The following is a 25,521-nucleotide window of genomic DNA, read 5'->3' on the forward strand; positions in this document are numbered from 1 at the left end:
GGGCATGGCTCGGTCCAACGACGAGGTCGCGGAGCTTTTCCAGGAGTACGCGGACCTCATCTCGATCACCGGCGGAGAGGCGTACAAGGCGCGCGTCTACGAGAAGGCCGCCCGCGCGATCGGCGGCTACCACACCGACGTGTCCACGCTCGATCCCAAGGGGCTGCGGGAGATCCCCGGCGTCGGCAAGTCGATCGCGGAGAAGGTCACCGAGTACTTCACCACCGGCAGCGTGGCCGCGGTCGAGGCGCTACGCGCGAAGATCCCCGCGGGCGTACGACGGCTGACGGCCATCCCCACCCTCGGCCCGAAGAAGGCACTCGCCCTCTACGAGACCCTGGGCGTCTCCTCGGTCGAGGAGCTGGTGGACGCGATCCGCGCCGAGAAACTGCGCGACCTCAAGGGCTTCGGGCCCAGGACGGAGGAGAACATCCTCCACGGCGTCGAACTCCTGCGGTCCTCCGGCGACCGCGTGCTGCTCGACGTGGCCATGGACCTCGCCGACGACATCGTCGGGGAACTGTCCGGCGTGACCGGCTGCCGCCGCTGCACCTACGCCGGGTCACTGCGTCGTATGAGGGAGACGATCGGCGACATCGACGTCCTCGTCGCGGCGGAGAAGCCGGGGCCGCTGATGGAGGCCTTCACGCGGCTGCCGTACGTCAGCGAGGTCGTCGCACACGGGCAGGCGAAGACGTCGGTACGCACGGTGAAGGGGCTCTCCGTCGATCTGCGGGTCGTACCGCCGGACTCCTGGGGCGCGGCGCTGCAGTACTTCACCGGCGCGAAGGCGCACAACATCCGCACCCGGGAGCTGGCCGTGCACCAGGGGCTGAAGCTGTCCGAGTACGGCCTGTTCGACGCCGAGAGCGGGGAGAAGATCGCCTCGGAGACCGAGGAGGAGGTCTACGCCCGGCTCGGCCTGCCCTGGATCCCGCCCGCCCTGCGCGAGGACCGCGGGGAGATCGAGGCCGGGCTACGCGACGAGCTGCCCGACCTGGTGACGGAGTCGGACCTGCGGGGCGACCTGCACACGCACACCGACCTGACCGACGGGCTCGCGCCGCTGGAGGAGATGGCGCGGGCGGCCGTGGAGCGGGGCTACGCCTACTACGCGGTCACCGACCACGGGCCCGATCTGTACATGCAGCAGATGACCCGCGAGCGGATGCTCGCCCAGCGCGAGCAGGTACGCGAGCTCGACGGCACATACCGCAAGCAGGGCAGGCGGCGCGGTCTGCGGCTGCTGCACGGCGTCGAGCTGAACATCGGCCCGCAGGGCGGCGTGGACTGGCCCGAGGAGTTCCTGTCCGGCTTCGACCTGTGCGTGGCCTCGGTGCACTCGCACTTCAACCAGAGCCGCGACGAGCAGACCCGGCGGATCGTAAGGGCCTGCGAGAACCCGTACGTGAACATCATCGGCCACCCCACCACCCGCATCCTCGGCAAGCGACCGGGCATCGACGCCGACCTCGACGCGGTCTTCGCCGCCTGCGCGCGCACCGGCACGGCCCTGGAGATCAACGCCCACCCCGACCGGCTCGACCTGCGCGACGAGGACATCCTGCGGGCCCGGCGGCACGGGGTGAAGTTCGCCGTCGACAGCGACGCCCACTCCGTCCTCCACCTGGCCAACATGCGCTACGGCGTGGGCACGGCACAGCGCGGCTGGCTCACCGCGGAGGACGTGATCAACACCTGGCCGGAGACCCGCCTGCGGCGCTTCCTGCACAAGGCAGGACGTCGTACGGCATGACGAGCACGGAGTGGACCCCGCCTCAAGCGTCCGCACAATGGGATGCGTGGCCCGTGTTCCGATCGCCCGTCATCTGCTCCGCGCCAAGGATCTCGCCGACGCCCGCTACTGCGAGGACCTCACCGTCGCCGACATGGCCGCGGCCGCCGCGCTGTCGCCCGCCCACTTCAGCCGCTGCTTCAAGGCCGCGTTCGGCGAGTCGCCGCACCAGTACCTGCTGACCCGCCGCCTGGAACGGGCCGCCGCCCTGCTGGTGTCGACCGACTGGACGGTGGCCGCGGTCGGCGTGGCCGTCGGCGCGCGGAGCATCGGATCGTTCACGACGAGCTTCCGCAGGATGTACGGCACCACCCCGCAGGCCTACCGGGCGGCACACCCGCCCGCCGCACGGCATGTGCGCATCCCGCGCTGTGTGGCGATGGCGTACGGCCGGCCGCGGAACCGCACGTTTCGAGAAGACACCGGGTCACCGGCTGCCTAGCGTCGACTCCAGGCAGTCGACCGAGGAGCAGCCATGACAACGATCAAGATCGCCAACGCGCAGTTCTGGGTGCACGACCAGGACGAGGCGCTCGACTTCTACACCCGGAAACTCGGCTGGGAGGTGAGGGCGGACGTGACCATGGAGGCATGGAGTTTCCGGTGGCTGTGCGTCGCCCCGCCCGGCGGGGACGGCCCGGCGCTCGTGCTGATGCCGGTGCCCAAGGAGCCGATGCTGGACGAGACGAGCAGCGCCCAGCTGTCGGACCTGGTCGCCAAGGGCGCGGGCGGCACGCTGTTCCTGGAGACCGACGACTGCAAGGCCGCGTACGACGAGCTGTCCGCGCGGGGCGTCGAGTTCAACGACCCGCCGACGGTGCAGCCGTACGGGATCGACACATCGTTCCGCGACCCGTCGGGCAACAACATCCGCCTCACCCAGGTGCTGGAGTTCGACCCGGAACGGCACTGACCTCCTCGGGGCGCAGTGGCGTCGCCGTCTCGGGGGAGGCCCAGGAAACGGATGAGCCGCATCGACGGCTACCTTGTTCGACGTAGCGACGACGTGGAACGACACGAGAGGCAAGGCACAGCACGATGAGGGGCAGCGACGCCGAGGCGCTCGACGACCCGGTGGGCCGGTCACTCAGCGGGCACCACGCACATCTCGCCGCTCGGCTCGGCGGCGCCGCCCGCTATGTGCCGGACGTGGCGACCTTCTGTGCGGTGTCGGCCGACCCGGAGGCGGGGGAGTGGGCGGACCTCGCCCGGCTGCTGGGGCCGGGCGAGCTCGCGGACCTGTTCAGCTCTCCGGCGGTGCCGCCGTCGGACTGGGAGCCGGTGTTCCTTCTCGACGGCCTGCAGATGATCTGGTCCGGCAGCGGTGGGGAGCCCGGCACCGACCTGGTCGAACTGGGGGCGGACGACGTTCCGGAGATGCTCGACCTTGTCGCGCGCACCCGGCCGGGCCCCTTCCGGCCTCGCACCCACGAACTCGGCACCTACCTCGGCGTGCGCGAGCACGGCACATTGGTCGCGATGGCCGGTGAACGGCTGCGGCCTCCCGGCTGGACGGAGATCAGCGCCGTCTGCACCGCTCCGGAAGCTCGCGGGCGGGGCCACGCCGCCCGCCTGGTCGGCGCGCTCGCCGCACGCATCCTGGCCCGCGACGAGCGCCCCTTCCTGCACGTGGCCGAGGCGAACACCGCCGCGATCGCCCTCTACGAGCGGCTCGGCTTCACCACACGCAGGCGGGTGACTTTCCGGGGATTCCGCACTCCCTGACGGGGGGCGGTGATCCGGCCGGAACGGGCGGGCCGGATGACCGTGGGCGTGTTGCTCAAATTCTGCGCCGTCGTCCGCCCCTTCCCCCGGCCGGAGGCGGCCTTCGCGGTACCCGCAGCGGCCGTCGTGGTCGCCGTGGGCGCGACCCCCTGGGAGGACGTCCGCGAGGAAGCCGCCCGGCTCGGGCCGGTGATCGGCTTCCTGGCCGCGGTCCTGGTCCTCGGCAAGCTCTGTGACGACGAGTGCCTCTTCCACGCCTGCGGAACGTGGACGGCCCGCTGGGCCCACCGGCGTCCGCGCCGCCTCCTCGGGGCGGTGTTCGCACTGGCCTCCGCGATCACGGCCGTGCTGAGCCGTGGACGCCACGGTGGTCCTGCCGATCCCGGTCGTCTTCGTCACGGCAGCCCGGATGGGCGCCCGGCCCAAGCCGCACGTGCACGCGAGCGCCCACCTGTCCTCACCTACGCCGGCTCCCTGGCCACCCTCCTGTGGCGCCGCATCGCCCACCGCCACGACATCGCCCTACGCGACTTCACCCTCCTCGGCCTCCTCACGGTCCCCACCGCCCTCCTCGCCTCGACCCTCGAGCTGTGGGCTTCACCGGGGGTGCTCAGGCCGTGAACTGCCGGGCGTCCTGGTCAGGAGGAGCGGGGCCCAGCGAAAGGGTTGGCTCGCGACCTACGCGTCGGCCTACGGTCGGACCCATGACGTACGCCACGACACCCCGGCCGGTGCCCCAGTGAGCGGCTGGTGGCGTTACCTGGAGGAGCGCACCCGCGAAGAGGTCGACGCCGATGTGCTGCGTGATCGTCGGATCTCGGCGGTCAGGTCGGTGTGGGAGGAGCTGCGGCTGCTGGGGGTGGGGCTGCATGAGGCGGAGGGGGTGGTTCAGGGGCGGTACGAGGCTCTCGGTGAGCAGGTGCGGCGCACGCCGCCCGATTCGCTCGACGTGCCCTCGCTGGTGGCCCGCGCCGCGGCTCTGCCGGGCCGGGTGGCCGCGGTGGAGGCGGTGTGGGACGGCGACACTGTGCACGACTGGTTCGTCGTGTTGATCGCGGTCCTGGACGCCCCGGAGGGCGAAGGTCACTTGGCCACCGTGTACCGCGGCTCCCACGGCCGTCCTGCCGGCCCTGCTGCCGCCGAGGCGGGCCGGGCGCTGGCCGACCACCTCGGGGTGCCGTTCCACTTCGCCTCCCCGGACGTCCCTGACGACGACGCCCCGCGCTGGCGGGCCCTCGGGACTGGGGCCAGCCCCACCCCGAGTCGGGGGCCGGCCCCACAGACCGGCCGCTCGCCGGGACGTTAGCTTCCTGTTCCGGGGGCTCCAGCCCTCCGCGTCGCCCGTGCGGAACGGCGCCGTCACCTACACCAGGGCCCCTTCATGAAGAGCCTCGCGTCCCTGCCCCGCCTCACCGTCGTGACGCCAAGGCGTCGGATCGGCCTGCTGACCGCGACGAGCGCAGCGCTCACGGCGGCCTTCTTCGTCGTGCCGAACGCGCTGACCGGCAACGGCGTCGACATCGACAACGTCGACACGTCCTTCCGCCGCGGCATGGTCGCGTACTGGGACTCCGGCAGCCAGGACTTTCCAGGCCAGTTGGAGGCCACGGTCACGTTCTGGTTCCGCTTCCACCTCGTCAAGGCCGGTGTGTCCGCACTGCTTCTCGTCGCGGTCGTGGCTCTCGGTGCCGTGCTGTGGCGGCAGTCGCGCCGGTCGGCCGACGACGACCGCCGCGGCCGTCTCCGTCTCGTACCGCCCGGGGCCCTCGTCGTACTGCTCGGTCCCTTCGCCCTGGTCGCGCTGGTGGCGAACCTGCAGGGCGCCGCAGCGCCCTTCGCGTCCCTGCTGCCCATGCTCACCGGCGGCGGTACGGACGACGACCTGGCCACCACCCTCACCGAGATCCGGCACCAGCTCGCCGACCACCCCGCCGGCCGGCACTCGCCCGCCCTCACCGCCATGATCAGCGACTTCGCCGTGTACCACGCCGTCCTGGCAGCGATGGCCGCCGTACTCGCACTCGCCCTGGCCGGCACCGGTGCCGCGCTGTGGCGGCGGCACAAGGCCACGCCCGACGCCCGGCCGAGGCGCGCGCTGAAGGCCGGCATCACCGCATCGGTGGTCCTGGCAGGCCTCGTCCTCGTCGTCGCCGTGGCGAACGCGACCAGCGCCGCGCATTCGCCCGAGGCGCTCGCCGCCTTCTTCGACGGAGGCTGGTGAGGCTTGACGGTTCGTCACCGTCGTGGTCGGGCCGGCTCACGCAGCCGCCTCGCACCAAGGCGCCGGGCAATGCCGCGAAGCGCTCTGCGGACGACTCGCGTCGGCTGCTGCTTCCGCTGCGCGGCGGTGACGTCCAGGCTGAGATTGCCGTACGCGGTGCAGTACGGCTTGATCGTGCGGTTCCCGGTGGTGGCGACCTGGGGCGGGGCCACGCCCTCGGCCTTGCGGGCGCCGAACCGGCGTCGGGTGCCGAGGCCCTGGGTGCGGACGTCGAGGTACACGTCCCAGACGCCCGGGGTCAGTGAGCCGCCGTTCTCCGCGCGGATGAAGTCGATCTCGGCGATGAAGGCGCCTTCGCGATCGGCCGACGGCACAGGGCGGGTGGGGACGCGCACCTCGCGGCCGTCGTCGCGCAGCCGCAGCACCAGCTCGGTGGCCGGTTCCCGGGTCGGCACCCCCTCGATGTGTCCGTGGCCGCCCAGCCGGAGCACCGTGCGGCGCCGGGCCCGCCTCCACTCCAGGGTGTCCAGCCGGTCGTCCTGGTGCAGCTCGTCGGTGATGTCGTAGCAGGAGTCGGGGATCGCGGTGGTCGGGTCGCGGAGGTACGGGTAGGCCGCGTACGCGCGCCCTCCGTCCACGACCACCGCGTGGCGGCGTCCGCCCTTGGTCCGCTCCTGCTTCAGGAACTCGATGACGTCGAGGAGTTCGCGGCGCAGCCCGTGCCGTGCGCAGTGGGCGAAGATGCGGTGCGGTGCGGTCATCAGGGCGTCGAGCTGCGGGGTGTAGAACCGCTCGATCTCCTGGCGGGCGATCGCCATGGCGGTGAGCTGCTCGTCCTGCGTGAGCTGAGGGAAGCGCCAGGAGAAGGAGTCCAGCAGGCCGCCCCGGAAGGTGCGCAGCAGCGCGGCGTCGCGTACGGGACCGGGTTCGCTGTGGGCGCCGATCGCGGCCATGATCCGCCGTGCGGTCTCGAAGCGCCTGGTGACGTCGGCGGAGCCGCAACTGCTGCTGATGTTGCCGTTGTCGTCCCGCCTGACCTTGAAATAGCAGTCGACGCCGGCCACCACGGAGACGGCCGAGGCCTGGAGGTAGGCCTGGGTGACGAAGAGCCGGTCCTCGCCGATGCGGATGTCCTCCTCGAAGCGCAGCCCGCGCTCCAGGAGTAAGGAGCGGCGGAACAGCTTGTGCGGGGTCAGGAGGTTCCAGACACGGGAGGTGGCGAGGTCGACGACCTCCTGGTCGGATTCGAACATGGAGTGGGGCACGTCGCAGCCGACGCCCACGTACTTGCCCAGCACCACGTCGGAGCCGTTGCGCTCGGCCATGTCGACCATACGGCGCATGGCGTGAGGACCGAGGTGGTCGTCGGCGTCGAGGAAGAAGACATAGCGCCCCCGGGCCCGGCCGATCCCGACATTGCGCGGAGCGCTGGGCCCGCCCGAGTTGGGCTGGTGGACGACCCGCACGAAGTCGGGGTGCTCGGCGGCGAAGCGGTCCAGCTCCTTGCCGGTGCCGTCGGTCGAGCCGTCGTCCACGGCCACGCACTCGAGGGTGTACGGCCCCATCGACTGCTCGGCGACCGACTCCAGACAGCGGGTCAGATAGGGCATGGCGTTGTAGGCGCCGATGACGACGGTGACGGTTGGCTCCGACACGAGATCCCCTAGGCGTGCGGCACGGTCGCGGCGGCCAGCAGAGGGTGCGTCCGGACCGGGCACGCCTCACCGGTGACCGAGACGTCAGGCCTCCGCTTCTGACCGAGATGCCACAGTTCTACTATCTTTTGTGCACATATGCCCGCTTCCGGCACTGCATGTCGGGAGGGAGCACGGTGGCCCGCGCCGGTGCCTGTCGGGAGTGCCGCCCCCTACGACCACCACGGCTTGCGGGGCCTGCGGACGACCAGGCTCTCCACCGCGTACGACAACTCGCTCACCTCGTCATCGGGCGAGGGGTGGTAACGCCCTGCGGACACCGAGAGGTTGACGATCAGAAAGGCCCGCCAGTCCCGCCCGACACCACGGCCGTCGGCGAACACCTCCCTGCCGTTGAGCCGCCAGACCACGTCACGGCGGCCGAACGTCACGTCAAGGTCGATGACACCGCCCGGCCGGACGGCGTCGTCGTGGACGTAACTGCCGCCTCCGCGGACGTGGTTGGTGAGCTCCAGCAGATCGGGGTTGTCCGGGTGGTACTCGAAGACATCGACCTCGTTGCCTCCGTCCCGCCAGGTCCAGATCGCCGGCCAGGCACCCACCTCGACGGGCAGCCGCACCCGGGCCTCCAACTCGTCCCCGGTGCGCACCATGAAACCGTCGGCGCTCTCCTCGGTGGTCAGCAGGCCCGTGTCCCACAGGCCGTCGGACCGGAGTGTGGCGCGGAAGGTGCCGTTGCGGGAGTAGGCGGGATCCGCGGTGAGATGGTCGAGCTTGTTGTCACCCGGGTTGGTGGGCCCGCCGTCCGGATACGCCCAGGAACGCCCCGCGACCCACTGACGCTCGGAGGTGAAATCGGCGGTGAAGACGACCTCGCTCATGCCCGGGCTCCCTCCGCGACCTGCACGGCTTCCTTGCCCAAGTCATCTCCCGCACGGCGCGGCCCATGCGGGAGAGCGGAGCGGGAGCCCCCGGTTTCACCCGGACGAGTGAGGGGAGGGCGGCCTGGCGCCTACGACGCGTCCGGACTGGCGATCACGGCGCCGTTCTCGTCGAGGGTGTGGGTGGACCAGAAGACGTCCCACTTGTCGCCGACGTGCCGGGGCATCTTGTCCTGCGGGTAGCGCGCGTAGCCTGTGGGCGGCTGCTCGTCGTCGGGGACGCAGTCCGAACCGCTGTCGTTGACGGCGAGGACGGGGTAGTGGCCGGCCATGCAGAGGTCTTCCTGGTACTCCAGTGCGGAGCACCCGGTGAGGGCCGCGACCGCGGCCGCGCCGGCCAGGGCGGCGCCGGCCGTGCGCAGGCCGCGGGACGGGAGGGCGGTGAGGGCGCGGCGGATGCCGAGAGGCGTGGACACGGTCGTTCTCCTGTCGCTCGATGTGTCCACGACTCTCGCAGCCGAAGATTCACCGCGGCCTGAGTGCGCGTACTCAGTACGTCTGTGCGCAGGTGCTCGACATCTCCGCGTGCGCCGCCCGGGTGTCAGCCCGCGGGGGCGCTGATCTCCCGCTTGAGGATCTTGCCGCTCGGGCCGGTCGGCAGCTTGTCCACGAGCCACACCTCGCGCGGGTACTTGTACGCCGCCACCCGCTCCTTGACGAACGCGCGCAGCTCGTCGGGTGTGGCCTGCGCGCCGGGCCGCAGGACGACCGCGGCGGCGATCTCCTCGCCCAGGTGCGGATGCGCCACGCCCACGACGGCGGCCAGGCCCACGGCCGGGTGCTCGTGCAGGACCTCCTCGATCTCGCGCGGGTACACGTTGTAGCCACCGCGGATGATCATGTCCTTCTTGCGGTCGACGATGTACAGGTAGCCGTCCTCGTCGCGCCGCGCGAGGTCGCCGGAGCGCAGCCAGCCGTCCTGGATCGTGGCCGCGGTCTCCTCCGGCCGGTTCCAGTAGCCCTTCATCACGTTCGGCCCGCGCACCGCCAGCTCGCCGATCTCCCCGGGCGCCACATCCTTGCCCTGCTCGTCCAGCAGCCGCACCTCGACGTCCTTGATCGGCGTGCCGATGGAGCCCGCCTTGCGCGGCCGGTCGGGGTGGTTGAAGGTGACCACCGGGCTGGTCTCGGACATCCCGAAGCCCTCGAGCACCGCACAGCCGAAGCGCTGCTCGAAGCCGTGCAGGATCTCCACCGGCAGCGACGCACCGCCGGAGATGCACATCCGCAGCGTCGACACGTCCGCCTCGGACGGGTGCTGGAGCAGCGCCGCGTACATGGTGGGGACACCCTCGAAGACGGTGGCCCGGTCCCGCTCGATCGCGTCCAGCACGGCCTGCGGGTCGAAGCGGGGGATCAGGGTCAGCGAGGCGCCGCTGCTGAGGGCCACGCTCATCGTGCAGATCTGGCCGAAGATGTGGAACAGCGGCAGACAGCCCACCACCACGTCCTCCGGCGTCATCTCCTGCACATCGGTCATGTTGACCTCGGTGTTGTGCCGCAGCCCCGCATGCGTGAGGGCGGCTCCCTTGGGCCGACCCGTGGTGCCGGAGGTGTACAGCAGCACGGCGACGTCGTCGCCCGCCGTCGCCGCCACCTCGGTCAGCGGCTCGTGCCCGGCCAGCATTCCGGCGAAGGCCTCGGGCTCGACCGCGACATGCCGCACCCCGGCGTCCGCCGCGCCCTGGGCGCCCTCACCCGGAGCCTGATGCCACTCCCACAGCAGCGCCGCCCCCGAATCGGTCAGGTGGTACGCCGTCTCGCGCGCCTTCAGCAGCGGGTTCAGCGGTACGACGATCCCGCCGGCGCGCAGCACGCCGTAGTAGAGGACGACGAACTGGGGGACGTTCGGCAGCATCAGCGCCACCCGGTCGCCGGGCCGCACGCCCTCGGCCCGCAGCAGCGCCGCCGCCCGGGCACTGGCCTCGTCCAGCTCGGCGTACGAGATGACCTGACCGCCGAAGCGCAGTGCGGGCCGCTCGGGCTGCCGCCCCGCCGTCGCCACGAGAAACTCCGCCAGATTGCCCATCGTCCGCCTCCACCAAGGGGTCGTAGAAAACCAAGGGTGTCGTCGACAACCAAGCGTGTCGTCGAAATGCGCAGTTAACGTCGACGACATGGTGCTGTCGTCCCCGCCGCCCGCCTATGGGTGGCCGGACAGCGTCTTCCGGCCGGGATTGTTCCCGGGCACAAAGAGGGGGCATTACGCTGGGACGATGGACCTTTCCGGAGTGGCCTCGGCGCTGCACGCGCGCCTGCCCCAACTGGGGGATCGGATCGCACAGCGCATCCGCGCGGACGTCGAGGCGTACCAGGACGAGTCGCTGATCCCCTACGAGTCCCTGCGCCGCTCCTGCACGGCCAACGCCGACCTGGTGCTGAGCCACTTCAGCCGCACGGACGCCGCGGACCCCAGCCCGGCCCGCGAGACCGGCCGCATCCGCGCCGAACAGGGCATGCCGCTCGCCGACACCCTGCACGCGTACCGGGTCGGCTTCGAGCTGCTGTGGACGGAGATCGTCGAGGAGTCACGCACCCATCCCGAGGTCACCGACGCCCAGTTGGTGTCCCGGTCGGCGGACGTCTGGGCGCTGTTCGGGCGCTACGCCGAGGCGGTCGCGGCGGCCCACCGGGAGACCTCGGCGGAGCTGGCCCTGCAGCGCGAGGCGCGGCGCTCGGCCCTGGTGGAGGCCCTGTTCACCGGTGTCATCGCCGACCGCACCACCCTGTGGGAGGCCGCCCGCGAACTCGGCCTGCCCGAGCAGGGCCCCTACGCCGTCGCCGTCGCGGCGGCCACCGCGCCCGGCGCGGAACCCCTGACCGGCATCGAGAGCGCCCTGCGCGAGGCCCAACTGCCCTCCGCCTGGCGGCTGCTGCCCGACCAGCAGATCGGCATGGTCGCCCTGACGGCACCGAACGCGGAGGAGACCTGTGTCCGCATTCTGCGCCGCGCCCGCGCCCGCGTCGGCCTCAGCCCCGGCTTCGCCTCGCTGCGCGACACCCCGCAGGCCCTGCGTTTCGCCCGTCTGGCACTGGCCGGACTGCCGGGCTCCGGGCCCGGCGTCGCACGCTTCGACGACAACCCCCTGGCCATGCTGGTCGCCGCCGCACCGGCCGAGGCGGCCCATCTGGTGGAGACCGTACTGAAACCCGTGCTGGACCTGCCGGTCGTGGAGCGGGCCCGGCTCCTGGAGACCCTGGAGCACTGGTTCGCCGCCGCGGGCTCCGCCGCCGAGGCCGCCGGGACCCTCTTCGTCCACCCCAACACCGTCCGCTACCGCCTGCGCCGCGTCGAGGAACTGACCGGCCGCTCCCTGACCGACCCGCGCGCGGTGGCGGAGCTCGGCGCCGCGCTGGCGGCGGTCCGCAGTTCAGGCGTGGGGTGAACAGCCCGCGGTCATGCCGGGTCCAGAGCGCACGTGTCCTGCTGCGTGACGCCGTCGACCCCGATCAGCCGTACGGTGCTCCGGCCGGTGGAGTCCTGGCTGTAGGCGATCGTGCAGACCAGCTGGCGCAGCGCCGTCCGGTCCAGGCCACCCAGGCCGATGGGCACGCGAGCGGTGACGTCCCCGCCCTTCGCGACCTCGACCTGTGCCATGCCTCCGCGGCGGGGCGGGGGCAGCGAGGTGCTGAGCCCGGCGGCCCGGTCATTTTCCCTCGGGCCGGCCAGCAACGCCATGATCAGCTTGTCCGTCGGCACAGGGCGGTCCTCCCCGCTGCTGTAGACGTCGCCTTCCGTACCCGCCTCCGCATCGTCGGGACCGATCATGAACGCGGACTCGTCCACCAGCATCACGGGATTGAGCCCCCCGTCGGGGGACCGGAAGAACAGCAGCCTGTCGCGGCCGCCGAAGGCTTCGACGGTGGCGGGGCTGCCCGCCCCGATCACCTCGGTCTCCTGGATGCCGCAGCCGCCGAGCAGCAGCACCCCCGCCACGACGGCGACCGCACCCGCCCCCCGGAACGTGCGCGCATGCCTCATCCGCCGGCCCCCTCCGCGTGCAGCGGTATCTCGACGGTGAAGACGGCCCCACCGCCGGGCAGGTTCCCCGCGCGGATCGTTCCCCCGTGCAGCCGCACGTTCTCCAGGGTGATCGCCAGCCCCAGGCCGCTGCCCGCCGAGCGGGTACGGGCCGCGTCGGCCTTGTAGAAGCGCTCGAAGATATGCGGCAGCACCTCGGCCCGGATGCCGGGCCCGCTGTCCATGACCTCGGTGACCAGCACGGGCGGACCGGACGAGCGCGCCTCGCCGCGCAGCCGCACGGTGACGGGCGCACCCCCGTGCCGCAGGGCGTTGCCGACGAGGTTGGCGACCACGACGTCGAAGCGGCGCGGGTCCAGCCGGGCACGGATGCCGTCCGGCAGCTCGGTTCGGACCCGGCCGTCGGTCCAGTGCCGGTTCTGCAGCGTCTTGCGGATGGCCTCCGCCACGTCGACCTCGTCGGCGTTCAGCTCGGCGGCACGCGCGTCGAAGCGGGAGATCTCCATCAGGTCCTCGACGAGCACGGCGAGCTTTCCGGTCTCGCTGCTCACCAGCCGGACCGCCCTGGCGGTGTCGGCGTCCAGCCGGCCCGCCTCCTCGTCGAGGACCTCGGTGACGGCGAGCATCCCGGCGAGCGGAGTGCGCAGTTCGTGCGAGACGTCGGACGCGAACCGGCGGGCCCGCGCCTCCGCCTCGCGCAGCTCCTTCACAGAGCGCTCCAGTTGGCCGGCGGACTCGTTGAAGGTGTGTGCCAGGTCGGCGAGTTCGTCGCCGCCCCGCACCGGGATACGGGTGTCGAGCCGGCCGCTGCCCATGCTCTGCGCGGCCCGGTGCAGTTCGCGCACCGGACGCAGCACGCTGCGCGCGGCGAGCAGGCCGGGGATCAGCGCGATGGCGAGCCCCGGCAGGGCACCGTCCCGGGCGGCCGTGAGCAGCGCGTCGACGTTGATCTGCTCGTCGGTCATCCGCATCACGGCGTAGATGATGAGACCACTGGGCAGCACGCCCTCGGCGCCCGTCTTGAAGACGGTGGGCATGGCGATGGTCAGATACGGCACACCGTCCTTGACGACCCGCTCGAAGCTGCCGCCGGGGTCCGCCCTTGCGGCGCGGCGCAGTTCGGGCGTGATGACGGTGGAGACGCGGTTCTCGCCGGAGGAGGCGCGCACCGAGCCGTACTCCGCGAACACCACCCACGGATGCGGCTTGCCCTTGCGGGCGATGTCCTGGAGGACCAGCTCCAGGCCCTCCTCCTGCACGGGCAGCATCCAGCCGGTCTGCTGGACCTGGTCCCGGAACGAGGAGACCGCGGTGTCCTGGGCGGTCTTCAGCAGCGCGTTGCGGGCCTCTCGGTAGGTCAGCGCGGCCGTGGTGCCCGCGCTGACGGCGGCGACCAGCAGGAAGGCGAGCACCAGCCGGGTGCGCAGCCCGAACGCCCGCGCCCGGCGCTTGGGACCGGCGCTCACAGTGGCCCGAAGCGGTAGCCGAAGCCCCGCAGCGTCTGGACGTACCGGGGGCTGCCCGCCTCGTCCTCGATCTTGCCGCGCAGTCGTGCGACGCACGCGTCGACCAGCCGTGCGTCGGCGTGGTAGCTGTGCTCCCACACATGCTCCAGCAACTGCTGCCTGCTGAACACCTGTTCCGGAGCGGCGGACAGATGCAGCAGCAGCTTCAGCTCGGACGGCGCGAGCGCCAACCGGTGACCGCCCTTCGTGACACTCAACCCGGCCCGGTCGATGGCGAGTTCGCCGTACACCTCGACGGCCGGCCGATCCGTGCCTCCCGGGTCGATACGCCGCAGCACCGCGCAGATCCGCGCCTCGATCACCTCGGTGCGCGCGGGCTTGACGATGTAGTCGTCCGCCCCGGCCTCCAGACCGATGACCACGTCGAAGTCGTCCCCGCGCGCGGTGAGCATGATGATCGGCAACTGGCTGTGCTCACGGACCCGCCGGCAGACCTGTACGCCGTTCATCCCGGGCAGCATCAGGTCCAGCAGCAGAAGATCGGGCCGGAATTCGGCCAGCGCGGCGAGACCGGCCTCCCCGGTCGCGGCCACCCGGACCTCGTGGCCGCGGCGGCGCAGTCCGAGCTCGACCCCTTCCCGTACGGAAGGGTCGTCCTCGATGAGGAGCACGCGAGGCATCAGCGGTTCTCCCTGGGGGGTGACGGGGTGCGGGTGACTCGCCGATGTAGACCGGAGATCAGCGCGTTCAGTTCCCTGAGCCGCAGCGGACGGGCGAGCAGGGCGAAGACGGACACGACGACGACCGCTCCGGCGGCCGCGGCGGCCAGGGCGCCCGCACCCGCGGCTCCCAGCGCCGCCAGATACCCGAGCACGGTGGCGGGTACGGCGGCGGCCAGCAGCCGTACGTGAGCGCCGGCGGCGGCCGACCGCAGCGGACGGGCGACGGCGAGACGACGGCTCAGCACCCGGGCGGTCACCGCCCAGCCCGCGCACAGCGCCAGCGAGTACGCCCCCGCCATGCCCGTCACGGCCCAACGGGCGGGCAGCAGCTGGGCCGCGGCCACGGACAGGCCCGCGTTGAGCGCGACGATCACGAGGTTCAGCAGGAACGGCGTACGCGTGTCGGAGAGCGCGTAGAAGGTGCGCGACAGCACGTACTGGCCGGACATCGCGATCAGTCCCGGCGCGAACGCCATCAGGATGCCGGCCATGGCCGCCGTGTCGCCCGCGCTGGTCCTGCCGTGTCCGAAGACGAGGGCCATCAGCGGCTGGGCGAGCGCGAACAGCAGACAGGCGGCGGGTACGACGGCGGAGGCCGAGGCACGCAGGGCATGGGAGACGTCACGCCGCAGGGCGGCGGTGTCCCCGTCGGCGGCGGCCGCGCTCATCCGCGGCAGCAGCGCGGTCACCAGGGACACGGTGATGATGCCGTGCGGCACGGCCCACAGCACATAGGCGTTGTTGTACGCCCCGTACCCGGGCCCCCCGTCGAGGCCCGCGGTCGTGGCCAGCCGGGTGGTGACCCAGTAGGCGGACTGGTTCGCCAGCACGAGCAGCACCAGCCAGCCGGCCGACCGCAGCGGGCGGGTCAGTCCGCTGCCGCGCCAGTCGAAGCGGGGCCGCCAGCGGAACCGGGCCGCGCGCAGCGCCGGGACGAGGGCCAGGGCCTGGACGGCTATCCCGGCGGTCGTACCCCACCCCAGCACGGCGGTCTCGGTCGAGGTGAGCGTGTCCCCGCCGCCCATGGCGAAGCCCAGATAGACGCCGAACACACTCACGACGACGAGGTTGTTGAGGACCGGCGCCCACATCATCGCCCCGAACCGGCCGCGCGCGTTGAGCACCTGCCCCAGCAGCGTGAACAGCCCGAGGAAGAAGATCTGCGGCAGGCAGTAGCGGGCGAACGCGGTGGTCATGGCCCCCTGTTCACCGGTGTAGTCGGTGTACACGTCGACGATCGCCGGGGCCGCCCACACCGCGGTCGCGGTGAGCGCCAGCAGCGCGACGACACAGACGGTGACGAGCCGGTCGGTGTACGCTGCGCCGCCGTCGGCGTGCTCCTTGGCCGCCTTGACCAGCTCGGGCACGAACACGGCGTTCAACGCGCCGCCGAGCAGCAGCATGTAGACGATCGTGGGCAGCGCGTTGCCCACCGCGTACCCGTCGGCGACCGTCCCGATGGTGCCCAGCGCCGCCGCCACCACGGCGGACCGTACGAAACCGGTGCCCCGGGAGACGATCGAGCCGGCGGCCATGACAGCGCTGCTGCGCGCCGCGGAGGCGGGTTTCTCAGGGACCTGCTCGCCGGTCGGGGCGGCTGTCGTCGCCCTCATCGGCGGTTCAGGTACGCCTGGAAGGCGCGGTACAGCGTCTGGTTGGCGGTGCCGCCCAAGGGTCTCTCCCATTCCCCCAACGTCTCGACGACCTGTCCGCCGGTGCCGAGCTTCCACCGCAGCAGTCCGTACGCACGTTCGTCCGGGTCGAGAGTGGAGGGTACCCCGCGCATGTCGTAGACGTCGGCGCCGAGGGCGTGGGCGTCCAGCAGCATCCGCCACTGCAGGGCGTTGGAGGGCCGCACCTCGCGGCGGTGGTCGGCCGAGGCGCCCGTCTGGTACCAGACCCGCCTGCCCACCGTGATCATCGTGTGGGCCGCGAGGATCTCCCCGCCGTGCCGGGCCAGGTACAGCCTCATCCGGCCGGGCTCCTCGGCGTTGAGCGCCGCGAACTGCCGCTCGTAGTACGCGAGCGAGCGCCCGAGCCGGAAGCCGTCACGCCGCTCGGTGATGCCCAGCAGCCGGTAGAACTCGGGGAGTTCGGCGGCGCTGCCCACCACCACCTCCACGCCCTCCTTCTGAGCACGGCGGACATTGCGCCGCCACTCCTGGTTGAGCCCCGACCACAACTCCTCGGTGGTACGACCGGCGAGCGGCACCCGGAAGACATGGCGGGGCTGGGCGTCCCCGTCGTCCCCGCTCCCGTCACCTCCGCAGCGCCGCCAGCCCCGGGCGCGCAGCCGCTCGGCGACGGCCGTGCCCAGAGGGTCGACCTCACTGGCGAGCACGTCGCCCAGCCGACGGCCCGGCCCGGTCAGCGGCTTGAGCAGCGTCGCGTCCCAGCGCCGGTAGGCGGGCGAGGGGCCGATACGGACGGCGAACGCGCCCGAGCGGCGCAGATGGTCCAGCAGTGGCGTGAGCCAGCCGTCCATGTCCGGGTCCGTCCAGTCGGCGACGGGACCCTCGGGAAGGTAGGCGAAGTACCTACGGGTGCCGGGGAACTGCCGCAGCAGCACCAGCGCCACGCCCGTCAGGTCACCGGACTCCGGATCGGGGCCCCAGCCGAGGAGTTGGGCACGCCAGCCCTCCTTGACCTCGGCCCACGACGGGCACTGCAGAAAGCCGGCGCCGAGCGCCGCGCCGACGGGGGAGGCGAGGAAGGCGCGGTAGGTCTCGGCGCTGATGGTCCCCAGGGCGAGGGACCCGTTGCGTGCGGGCGGTACGAGCAGTGCTGACACGGGCTGAGCCTCTCCTTCTCCCCGGGGCTGTCGCGGGGACGCAGAGGATGCTCACAGCGGCCCATGACCGCTCCGTCCGGCGAATGTGACGGGACCATGACCGTTCCTCACCAGTCGCCGTCACATCGGCCCGCAGCGGCTGACCTGGCGTTTTCCGGCTCTACAGTCACGATCGTCCGCCAAGTGCGTTGGCGCGTCCGTTTATTGATCCATTCATCGATCCACTTCATCGATCTGTTCATCGATGCGTTCATCGATTCGTTCGTCACGGAGGTCCCGTTGCACCGCACACATGTCCGCGCCGCCCTCGCCGCGGCCCTGCTGGCGCCGCTCGCCGCGTGCTCGTCGACCGCGTCGCCCACCGCGTCGGACGCGAAGGCGACCAGGAGCGCCGACGACCGTCCCGTCACGGTCACCGTCACCCCGACCGGACGGCAGGCCACGCCCGGCAAGCCCGTCACGGTCACCGCCGACGGCGGCAGCCTCACCGCGGTGACCGTCACCGACGCCGAGGGCGCCAGGCTCTCCGGAAAGGTCGCGGCCGGCGGCAGATCGTGGGTCTCCCACCGCAAGGCCGCGCCCGGCACGGCGTACACGGTCACCGCGACCACCCGCACGCAGGCCGGGACGACCCGGACCACCAGGTCCTCCTTCACGACGGCCGCCGCCGACAAGGTCAACAAGGTCGACTGGCGGCCCGGCACCGCCTCCACCGTCGGCATCGCCCAGCCGATCTCCCTCGTCTTCGACAACCCCGTCCGCAACCGGGCCGAGGTCGAGAAGCAGCTGAAGATCACCACGTCGGACGGCACCGAGGGGTCCTGGGGCTGGATACGCGACTGGTCGGGCCGCGACCGGGTCGACTGGCGCCCCCACGCGTACTGGAAGCCGGGCACGAAGGTCACGCTCGACGCCGAGCTGAACGGCACCGACTCGGGCGCCGACGGCGGCTGGTTCGTCCGCGACTACACGACGACCTTCACGATAGGCACCCGGCAGATCGTCAAGGTCGACCTCGACAGCCACCAGCTCTCGCTCGTACGCGACGGCCGGACCGTCCGCCGTATCCCGGTCTCCGGCGGCACACCCGGCGGCGACAAGCGTTCCTGGCGCGGAACAGCCGTCCTCATGGCCAAGGAGGGCACCATCAACATGAACTCCGAGACAGTCGGCCTCGGCGACGCCTACGACAAGATGGTCGACTACTCGATGCGCCTGACCTGGTCCGGCATGTACGCCCACGCCGCCCCCTGGAACGCCGCCTACTTCGGCAACACCAACCACAGCTCCGGCTGCATCGGCATGAGCGACGCCGACGCGGCCTGGTTCTACGCGCAGGTACGGCCCGGCGATCCCTTCGAGATCACCGGCAGGGAGACCAAGGGCGTGGTCGACCCGGGCAACGGCTTCGGGGCGTGGAACGTGCCGTGGGAGGAGTGGCGGAACAAGAGCGCGCTGTGAGGCACGTAGCGGCGGGGCAGGTCATGCTCCCGGCTCTGCCGGGTCGTGGTGGGCGGAGGCTTCCGCGACCTGCTTGAGAGCCGATGCCGTGGCCGGGTCGCCGACCTTGGCGGCCGTCTCGTGCACGTGCTCGTGGTGGGAGTGGGAGTGGGTGTGGGTGTGGGTGTGGGTGGGTGCCGGCTCGTCGCCCGCCGCCTCCGGAGGCTCCGCCGTGTCGTCGCCGGGGCCCGAGGGGTCGGCGGCCTTGTCCTGTTGCTGTTGCTCTTGCTGCTGCTCGCCCTGTTGGGGCCGTGGCTGGGTGAGCCACGCGACGGCCGCGCCGGTGAGGGCCACCGGCCACTCCACCGCGCCGGCCACGCCGAGCACCCCGGCTCCGGCGTAGACCGCCATACGGCGCCCGCGGGGAGAGACCGCCCCGATCCGGTCCAGCGCACCGTCGGCCACCTTGCCGGCCTGTCCCACACCGGGCAGGCGGCGTAGCCCGGAGGCGACGGCTCGTAGCGGCTGGGGGAGGTGCTGAGGACCGGTGCTGCCCTGGCTCATGTCGAACCCCTTCCGCGCGTCTCACCGGCCGGTTTCCCCCGCGCACACCGAATATGCGGGCGTGGCGGTTTTCGGGGAACGCCGCCGAGCAGGCCGTTCCGCCGCCCCGCAGGCGGACTGCCCTGCCGTGAGCCATGCCTCCGAGGACATGACGTCATAGCGATATTGATCTTAGACGGGATGACTTACGCGTCATAACGTCGAGGGTGTTCGCAAGGACGTCACAGGCTTCACCGGGAGGGATTCACCATGGTCACCACACGCCCCACGCTCGCGAGGTTCGCCGCCGCGTCACTGGTCGCCGCGGTCGTCGGCATCTGCGCCGCGGGCAGCGCCGACGCCGATGCCGACGCCCAGGCGGGGCGTTACGTCGAAGTCCTCGACCTCACCATTCAGAACGACCAGTACGCGGCCACGGACCTCGGCCCGGCCGGGCCGAGCCTGGGCGACATGGACGTCTACTCGGGCAACGCTCTCCAGGACGGCCGTCGCGTCGGACGCGGTGGCGGATCGTGTCAGGTCGTCCATCTCGAGGGCGAGAAGCGCACGACGCAGTGCCTGATCACGATCGAACTCGAGCGCGGCTCACTGACCATGCAGTCGCTCTGGACGAGCGGAGTCGGTGAACTCGACATGGCCGTCACCGGCGGCACCGGCGCCTACAGCGACGCGCGGGGCACCGCCCACTACTGGGACATCGCGACGCCGAACGAGCGGATGCGGGCGGAAATCCTGCACTGACACGACCTGCGGCAGCAGGCGTCTGACGGGTGATGTTCCCGCGGTTCGGCTGTCCCCGGGTCGGCGCAAGGGATGCCCGCGCCGACGTTCCGGCCATGAAAGCAACTCCGGACCGGCTCACCACAGCATTCGCCCGCACAGTCGGCATAGTGCTAGAAATGGGACATGATCGGTCCTTCCCGCCGGTCCTGGACGAGAGCGGCGCCGTTCGGTGAACGCCGCTCCTCCGAGTCGTCCCGCCGTCCGGGGGCGCAGCATCCCCCTGGACGTCACCTGCCCCCGTCCCTGAGCGTCCGTACGCTCGCCGCGCAGGTCTTCCTGCTCCAGGTCCTCATCGTGCTGGTGCTGATCGCGGCGGCGGTCGCGGCCCTGGTGGTCCAGGGACGCTACGAGGCCGAGCGGGGCGCCAAGAACCGGTGCCTGGCCGTGGCGGAGGGCTTCGCGCATCCGCCCGGTACGGCCGCCGCGCTCATGTCGCCCAACCCCACGGCACGGCTCCAGGCGGCGGCGGAGGCGGCCCGGCGGACCTCCGGCGTCGACTTCATCACCGTGCTGAGCAAGGACGGGGTGCGGCTCACCGATCCCCGGCCCGAGCTGATCGGCACCAAGGCGGAGGGCGTGGCCCGGGCCGCCGCGGGGGAGACCTTCACCGAGACGTTCCACGGCGAGCCCACCGACGCCGTACGCGCGGTGGTGCCCGTGCGCGACGGCGACGGGCGCGTGGTCGGCATGGTCAGCGCCGGCATCCAGTTCGACACGCTGGGGCAGGTGCTGTACGACCAGGTCCCGATGATGCTGATCGTGGCGGCGGGCGCGCTCTCGCTCGCCACTGTCGGCACCGCCCTGGTCAGCAGCCGGCTGCGCCGGCAGACGCACGGTCTCGGCCCGGCCGAGATGACCCGGATGTTCGAGCACCACGACGCCGTACTGCACGCCGTCCGCGAAGGCGTCCTGATCGTCGGCGGCGACGGACGCCTGATGCTCGCCAACGACGAGGCGCGCCGCCTGCTGAACCTCCCCGAGGGCGCCGACCAGCGGCACGTCACCGAGCTGGGGCTCAGCCCCCGCCTGACCACGCTGCTGAGGTCGGGCGAGCCCGTGTCCGACGAGTTGCTCCCCGCGGGGGAGCGGCTGCTCGCCGTCAACACCCGGCTCACCGAGCCCTTCGGCGGCGCCCAGGGCGTGGTGGCCACCTTCCGCGACACCACGGAACTGCGGGCCCTGTCCGGCCAGGCCGAGGAGGCGCGGGGACGGTTGACCCTCCTCTACGAGGCAGGCGTACGCATCGGCACCACGCTGGACATCCGGCGGACGGCGGAGGAACTCGCCGAGGTGGCGGTCCCGCGCATGGCGGACTTCGTCACCGTCGAACTCCTCGACTCCGTCCTGCGCGGCGAGGAGCCCACCGGCGCCGTCCGGCGGATGCGGCGCACAGCGCTCAGCGGGCGGGAGAGCGGGCATCCGCTGCAGCCGGTGGGAGACCTGATCCAGTTCGTCGTGGCGGACACACCGATGGTGGCCGCGCTGCACCGCGGCAAGGCCGTACGGGTCGCCGACCTGAACAGCGCCCACGACTGGCGGGCCCACGACCCCGAAGGGGCGCAACAGGCGCTCGAGTACGGCATCCACTCGCTGATCACCGTCTCCCTGCGAGCCCGGGGCGTGGTCCTCGGCATGGTCAACTTCTGGCGGGGCGAGGGCTCCCCTCCCTTCGAGGAGGAGGACGTCGCGGTCGCCGAGGAACTGGTCGCCCGGGCCGCCGTCGCCATCGACAACGCCCGCCGCTACGCCCGCGAGCACGCCATGGCCGTCACCCTGCAGCGCAGCCTGCTGCCGCGGGACGTCCCGGAGCAGGATGCGCTGGAGATCGCCTGGCGCTATCTGCCCGCGCAGGCCGGCGTGGGCGGCGACTGGTTCGACGTCATCCCGCTGCCCGGCTTCCGGGTGGCGCTCGTGGTCGGCGACATCGTCGGGCACGGGCTGCACGCGGCCGTGACCATGGGCCGGCTGCGCACCGCCGTACTGAACTTCGCCTCTCTGGACATCGCCCCCGACGAACTCCTCGGCCACCTCGACGAGATGGTGACCATGCTGGACACCCGTACCGCGAACGGCGACAGCGACGACGCCCCGGTCACCGGAGCCACCTGCCTGTACGCCATCTACGACCCGGTCGGCGGGCGCTGCACCCTCTCCCGCGCCGGACACCTCGCCCCGGCCGTCGTGGACCCCGACGGCCGGGTGACGTTCCCCGACCTCCCGCTGTCGCCGCCCCTGGGTGTGGGCGGGCACCCCTTCGAGGTCGGCGAGCTGGACCTGCCCGAGGGCAGCCGGCTGGTGCTGTTCACCGACGGACTCATCGAGGACCGCGGCAGTGACATCGACGAGGGCCTGCACAGGCTCCGCTCGGCCGTCGCAGGCGCCGACCGCACACCGGAGGAGACCTGCCGCGCCGTCATGGAGTCGATGATGCACGGCCGCCCCAGCGACGACGTGGCCCTGCTGGTCGCCCGCACCCGGCTGCTCGACCCGTCCCGCGTCGCGGCCTGGGACGTGCCGTCCGACGTCATGGCCGTCTCCCGCATCCGTACCGAGGTCAGCCGCCGCCTCGACGACTGGGGCCTGGAGGCGTCGTCCTTCACCACGGAACTCATCCTCAGCGAACTCCTCACCAACGCCATCCGCTACGGCGCCCCGCCCGTACGCGTCAGGCTGCTGCTGGGCCGCACCCTCGTCCTGGAGGTCTCGGACGGCAGCAACACCTCACCCCGTCTGCGCCGCGCCGCCACCACCGACGAAGGGGGCCGCGGTCTGTTCCTCGTCTCCCAGTTCGCCGACCGCTGGGGCACCCGTTACGCCGCCACGGGGAAGGTCATCTGGGCCGAACAGATCCTGGGCCGTACGCACGAACCGGACCCGACCGCGCTGATCGACGAACTGGCCTGGTGAGCGGGAGGACCGACCGGTCACAGGGTGATCCGCGCGGCGACCGGGAGGTGGTCACTGCCGGTCTCCGGCAGGGTGCGCAGGTCGGCGACGGTCGCCGAGCGGGCCATGACCTGGTCGATCCGGGCCATCGGAAAGGCCGCGGGAAAGCTGAGGGCGAACCCGCGCTCCGCCACGTTCATCCGTGAGGTGAGCTCCTCCGCGGCGACGGCCTCGCCGAGCAGGCCGGCACTCTCGTCCCGCAGGGAGGAGGCGAAGCCGCTCGCCCGCATGCGGACGGAGGGCAGATGCGCGACGTACGCCGCGATCTCGCCGTGCGGTGTGCGCACCACGGCGCGTAGTCCGCGACTCCAGGGGCCCGCGATTCCCCGCGGTCTGATGTCCAGGGCCCGGGCGTCGCCGATCGGGTGCCTCGACCAGAGCCCGACGGTGCCCCGGACCGCGTGATACGGGTAGTCCGGGGCGAGCGTCCTCTCGTACACCGACCGTGCCGGGGGCACCAGCTCCTCCAGCGCGACGAGATCGGCCCCGGCGCCGGCCAGGGCGCGGGCCGTGCCCGCCGGGTCGGTGTTGGTGTCGCCGACGTTGTGCTGCACCACGAGCAGGTCGTGCGGGCCGGGCCGCCCCGCGGGCAGGAGCAGCCCGCCGAAGAGGTGGGTCCAGGCCGCCACCGGCAGAAGCAGGGCTACCAGGGCGGTGGCCGAGCGGCGCACCAGCGCCAGGACGAGCAGGACCGGGATCACCAGGCCGAGCCACGGCAGGAACGCCTCCAGCAGACTGCCGAGACGGCCCACGGAGTCGGGCACCGCCCGGTGGAACAGCAGCAACCCGGCCGTCAGCACCGCGAACGCGGCCTGCACCCGGCCCCGCGCCTCCCAGGGCACGGCCGCCCCCGCCGCGAACGCGGCACGCACCCGCCCCCACGCCCCCGCGGGCACGACCGTCCTCCCCGCCTGCGTCCCACCCCTGTCCGCCCGCTCCACCTGGCTCCCCCTCCTCCCGGTTCCGCAACCGCTCCCACCGCACGGCGACGCTGTCCAGCACCCGCCGCCGGCGCGGTCGCAGGCCGCGCGAGGTGTACCTCTACCACGTCGTCGACCACCAGCGGTCGTTGGCCGAGTACGCCGGGCTCTCCCGGGAGCGGTGACCCCGGGAGTCCGGATGGCCTCGCCCGATCGGGTGGGCTTGTCCCCGCCGGGTCGAGCACGACGGGCCGGACGCAGGTCGTTCCTCGTGCACCTCGTCCTGAGCAACGCCTCACCGGTCGGGGTCGCCGACGCCGTAGCCCTGGACTTCTTCGACACCGCGCAGACGGGCAAGGTCAGCCGCGACTGGATCCCCCTCGTGGACGCCGTCTACCAGCAGCAGGAGGAAGAGGGCCGGTCCAAGACCGACTACGCCCACCCGCCGTCCGACGCCGCGCCCGGGAAGGACGCCGAGGCCTACACCGGCACGTACGAAAGCGACTACTACGGGCGGGCCCAGGTCGTCGCGGGCGAGGACGGCACCCTGACGCTCCGTCTAGGCCCCAAGCCCCAGTCGTACCGCCTCACGCACTACGACGACGACACGTTCAGCTTCCGCACCGACGGGGAGAACGCCGTCGGCCTCACCGGTGTCACCTTCACCCCGGACGGCAAGTCCTTCACCGTCGAGTACCTGGACGCCGAGGGGCTGGGCACCTTCACCCGTACCGGCGGCTGACCCGCTCGCTCAACCGCCTCCCGCCGGACGGGCCCCGGACGGCGCCGCATAGGATCGGTCGGTCCCTGCCACGCCGAGGAGAACCCGACCGGTGAGCACCGTCGTCCCGCCCCGTACCGCCACCGGTCCCCTCGAAGTCCAGGAGTTGGTGCGTGTCGAGGACGGCGAGAGTCTGCGTGCGCTGCTCTGGCGGGCGGGCGGCGGCTGGCGGATGATCAGCAGCGCGGTCCTGGGCGGTGGCCTGGGGGAGCGGTCGTGGGTGCTCAACGCCCAGGTCTCCCACGGCTACCGGCGTACCGACCCGGACCGGCACCTGGCGGAACTGGCGGCGCATGCCGGCGCCCGCGGTCCGGGGGTCGGACTGATGACCGCCGCCGACGTCGGCGCGTACGGCCGCGCCCACGACGGCGGCGTGGACGCGGTGGCCACCGCCGGGCTCGGTGTGCGCGGGTGGGCCGCCTCCCCGGCCGACGGCACCGCCGGTCAGGCACCCCCGGGCACGATCAACATCGTCGTCGCCGTCCCAGCGCCCCTCACCGACGCGGCGCTGGTCAACGCCGTCGCCACCGCCACGGAGGCCAAGGTCCAGGCGCTGCTCGACGCCGGATACGACTGCTCGGGGACGCCTACCGACGCCGTGTGCGTCGCGGCCCGCACCCCGCGCGGTGGCGAGGAGGCCGTGGCGTTCGCCGGGCCCCGCTCCCTGTGGGGTGCCCGGCTGGCCCGGGCCGTGCACGGCGCCGTACGCGCCGCAGTCCCCTCGCAGTGACCCGCCGAAGAAAGTTCCGAGCGGCAGACATAGATCGTCAACGGCCCGCGCGTCCTTGA

The 25,521-nt window shown here is 72.2% G+C and carries 23 protein-coding genes and 1 pseudogene; 13 read left to right on the top strand and 11 right to left on the bottom strand.

The window, feature by feature from the left end:
• Positions 1-4 precede the first annotated feature (4 nt).
• From polX to RKD23_RS36390, 7 genes and pseudogenes are all read left to right on the top strand, one after another.
• Positions 5-1,756 carry a DNA polymerase/3'-5' exonuclease PolX gene (polX, locus tag RKD23_RS36360; RefSeq protein WP_424857610.1) on the top strand — a complete coding sequence of 584 codons (1,752 nt, stop codon included), beginning with the start codon at positions 5-7 and terminating at the stop codon, positions 1,754-1,756.
• A 37-nt stretch (positions 1,757-1,793) separates the two neighbouring features.
• Entirely contained in the window at positions 1,794-2,237 is a 444-nt protein-coding gene (locus RKD23_RS36365) for a helix-turn-helix transcriptional regulator (protein WP_404045541.1), read from the top strand.
• A 33-nt stretch (positions 2,238-2,270) separates the two neighbouring features.
• Entirely contained in the window at positions 2,271-2,708 is a 438-nt protein-coding gene (locus tag RKD23_RS36370; protein ID WP_424857611.1) for a VOC family protein, read from the top strand.
• A gap of 125 nt (positions 2,709-2,833) precedes the next feature.
• The gene (locus RKD23_RS36375) at positions 2,834-3,520 is read left to right on the top strand and encodes a GNAT family N-acetyltransferase (protein ID WP_424857612.1); all 687 of its coding nucleotides are present in this window, start codon (positions 2,834-2,836) and stop codon (positions 3,518-3,520) included.
• A gap of 36 nt (positions 3,521-3,556) precedes the next feature.
• Positions 3,557-4,007 (top strand): annotated as a pseudogene (locus tag RKD23_RS36380) (SLC13 family permease); the annotation flags it as partial.
• A 252-nt stretch (positions 4,008-4,259) separates the two neighbouring features.
• A complete protein-coding gene (locus tag RKD23_RS36385) occupies positions 4,260-4,826 on the top strand; it encodes a hypothetical protein (protein ID WP_424858418.1) in 567 nt (188 codons plus the stop codon).
• Positions 4,827-4,901: 75 nt separating this feature from the next.
• Positions 4,902-5,741 (top strand): tat (twin-arginine translocation) pathway signal sequence, encoded by an 840-nt coding sequence (locus RKD23_RS36390; protein ID WP_424857613.1) that lies wholly within the window; start codon positions 4,902-4,904, stop codon positions 5,739-5,741.
• Between the two features lie 14 nt (positions 5,742-5,755).
• On the opposite strand, the gene RKD23_RS36395 is transcribed toward RKD23_RS36390, so the two are convergent.
• The 4 genes from RKD23_RS36395 to RKD23_RS36410 all read right to left on the bottom strand — a co-directional run bounded on the left by RKD23_RS36395 (position 5,756) and on the right by RKD23_RS36410 (position 10,366).
• Positions 5,756-7,396 (bottom strand): glycosyltransferase family 2 protein, encoded by a 1,641-nt coding sequence (locus RKD23_RS36395; protein ID WP_424857614.1) that lies wholly within the window; start codon positions 7,394-7,396, stop codon positions 5,756-5,758.
• A gap of 212 nt (positions 7,397-7,608) precedes the next feature.
• Positions 7,609-8,277, bottom strand: coding sequence for a beta-glucanase (locus tag RKD23_RS36400; protein WP_424857615.1), 669 nt, complete (start codon positions 8,275-8,277; stop codon positions 7,609-7,611).
• Between the two features lie 131 nt (positions 8,278-8,408).
• Positions 8,409-8,753 carry an SCO0607 family lipoprotein gene (locus tag RKD23_RS36405; RefSeq protein WP_424857616.1) on the bottom strand — a complete coding sequence of 115 codons (345 nt, stop codon included), beginning with the start codon at positions 8,751-8,753 and terminating at the stop codon, positions 8,409-8,411.
• 125 nt (positions 8,754-8,878) lie between these two features.
• A complete protein-coding gene (locus RKD23_RS36410; RefSeq protein ID WP_424857617.1) occupies positions 8,879-10,366 on the bottom strand; it encodes a long-chain-fatty-acid--CoA ligase in 1,488 nt (495 codons plus the stop codon).
• Between the two features lie 187 nt (positions 10,367-10,553).
• Between RKD23_RS36410 and RKD23_RS36415 the strand changes: the two genes are divergently transcribed.
• Complete coding sequence (locus tag RKD23_RS36415) at positions 10,554-11,723, top strand: PucR family transcriptional regulator (RefSeq protein WP_424857618.1); 1,170 nt, start codon at positions 10,554-10,556, stop codon at positions 11,721-11,723.
• Positions 11,724-11,734: 11 nt separating this feature from the next.
• Here RKD23_RS36415 and RKD23_RS36420 read toward each other — a convergent pair whose 3' ends face one another.
• From RKD23_RS36420 to RKD23_RS36440, 5 genes are read right to left on the bottom strand one after another with little or no spacing between them, the layout of a single operon-like run.
• Positions 11,735-12,319, bottom strand: coding sequence for a hypothetical protein (locus RKD23_RS36420; protein ID WP_424857619.1), 585 nt, complete (start codon positions 12,317-12,319; stop codon positions 11,735-11,737).
• Positions 12,316-13,785 (bottom strand): ATP-binding protein, encoded by a 1,470-nt coding sequence (locus RKD23_RS36425; RefSeq protein ID WP_424857620.1) that lies wholly within the window; start codon positions 13,783-13,785, stop codon positions 12,316-12,318. Before RKD23_RS36425 ends, RKD23_RS36420 begins: the two co-directional genes overlap by 4 nt.
• Positions 13,782-14,465, bottom strand: a complete 684-nt coding sequence (locus RKD23_RS36430; RefSeq protein ID WP_424857621.1) for a response regulator — start codon at positions 14,463-14,465, stop codon at positions 13,782-13,784. The genes RKD23_RS36425 and RKD23_RS36430 overlap by 4 nt, the downstream gene beginning before the upstream one ends.
• On the bottom strand, positions 14,465-16,120 hold the full coding sequence (gene murJ, locus RKD23_RS36435; RefSeq protein WP_424857622.1) for a murein biosynthesis integral membrane protein MurJ: 1,656 nt from the start codon (positions 16,118-16,120) through the stop codon (positions 14,465-14,467). The genes RKD23_RS36430 and murJ overlap by 1 nt, the downstream gene beginning before the upstream one ends.
• A complete protein-coding gene (locus RKD23_RS36440) occupies positions 16,117-17,298 on the bottom strand; it encodes a lipid II:glycine glycyltransferase FemX (RefSeq protein WP_424857623.1) in 1,182 nt (393 codons plus the stop codon). Before RKD23_RS36440 ends, murJ begins: the two co-directional genes overlap by 4 nt.
• Before the next feature lie 279 nt (positions 17,299-17,577).
• On the opposite strand from RKD23_RS36440, the gene RKD23_RS36445 reads away from it, so the two are divergent.
• The gene (locus RKD23_RS36445; RefSeq protein WP_424857624.1) at positions 17,578-18,759 is read left to right on the top strand and encodes an Ig-like domain-containing protein; all 1,182 of its coding nucleotides are present in this window, start codon (positions 17,578-17,580) and stop codon (positions 18,757-18,759) included.
• Between the two features lie 21 nt (positions 18,760-18,780).
• On the opposite strand, the gene RKD23_RS36450 is transcribed toward RKD23_RS36445, so the two are convergent.
• A complete protein-coding gene (locus RKD23_RS36450; protein WP_424857625.1) occupies positions 18,781-19,302 on the bottom strand; it encodes a hypothetical protein in 522 nt (173 codons plus the stop codon).
• Between the two features lie 249 nt (positions 19,303-19,551).
• Between RKD23_RS36450 and RKD23_RS36455 the strand changes: the two genes are divergently transcribed.
• Together RKD23_RS36455 and RKD23_RS36460 are read left to right on the top strand one after the other, a co-directional pair.
• Positions 19,552-20,043 carry an allene oxide cyclase barrel-like domain-containing protein gene (locus RKD23_RS36455; protein WP_424857626.1) on the top strand — a complete coding sequence of 164 codons (492 nt, stop codon included), beginning with the start codon at positions 19,552-19,554 and terminating at the stop codon, positions 20,041-20,043.
• Between the two features lie 165 nt (positions 20,044-20,208).
• A complete protein-coding gene (locus tag RKD23_RS36460; protein ID WP_424857627.1) occupies positions 20,209-22,992 on the top strand; it encodes a SpoIIE family protein phosphatase in 2,784 nt (927 codons plus the stop codon).
• Positions 22,993-23,009: 17 nt separating this feature from the next.
• Here the strand turns inward: RKD23_RS36460 and RKD23_RS36465 are convergent, their stop codons facing one another.
• Positions 23,010-23,849 (bottom strand): endonuclease/exonuclease/phosphatase family protein, encoded by an 840-nt coding sequence (locus tag RKD23_RS36465; RefSeq protein ID WP_424858419.1) that lies wholly within the window; start codon positions 23,847-23,849, stop codon positions 23,010-23,012.
• Positions 23,850-24,222: 373 nt separating this feature from the next.
• Between RKD23_RS36465 and RKD23_RS36470 the strand changes: the two genes are divergently transcribed.
• Positions 24,223-24,693 carry a DUF3471 domain-containing protein gene (locus RKD23_RS36470; protein ID WP_424857628.1) on the top strand — a complete coding sequence of 157 codons (471 nt, stop codon included), beginning with the start codon at positions 24,223-24,225 and terminating at the stop codon, positions 24,691-24,693.
• Between the two features lie 91 nt (positions 24,694-24,784).
• On the top strand, positions 24,785-25,462 hold the full coding sequence (locus RKD23_RS36475; RefSeq protein ID WP_424857629.1) for an adenosylcobinamide amidohydrolase: 678 nt from the start codon (positions 24,785-24,787) through the stop codon (positions 25,460-25,462).
• Positions 25,463-25,521 lie beyond the last annotated feature (59 nt).

The organism is Streptomyces sp. SAI-170, from assembly GCF_049739565.1.
Classification (GTDB): domain Bacteria; phylum Actinomycetota; class Actinomycetes; order Streptomycetales; family Streptomycetaceae; genus Streptomyces.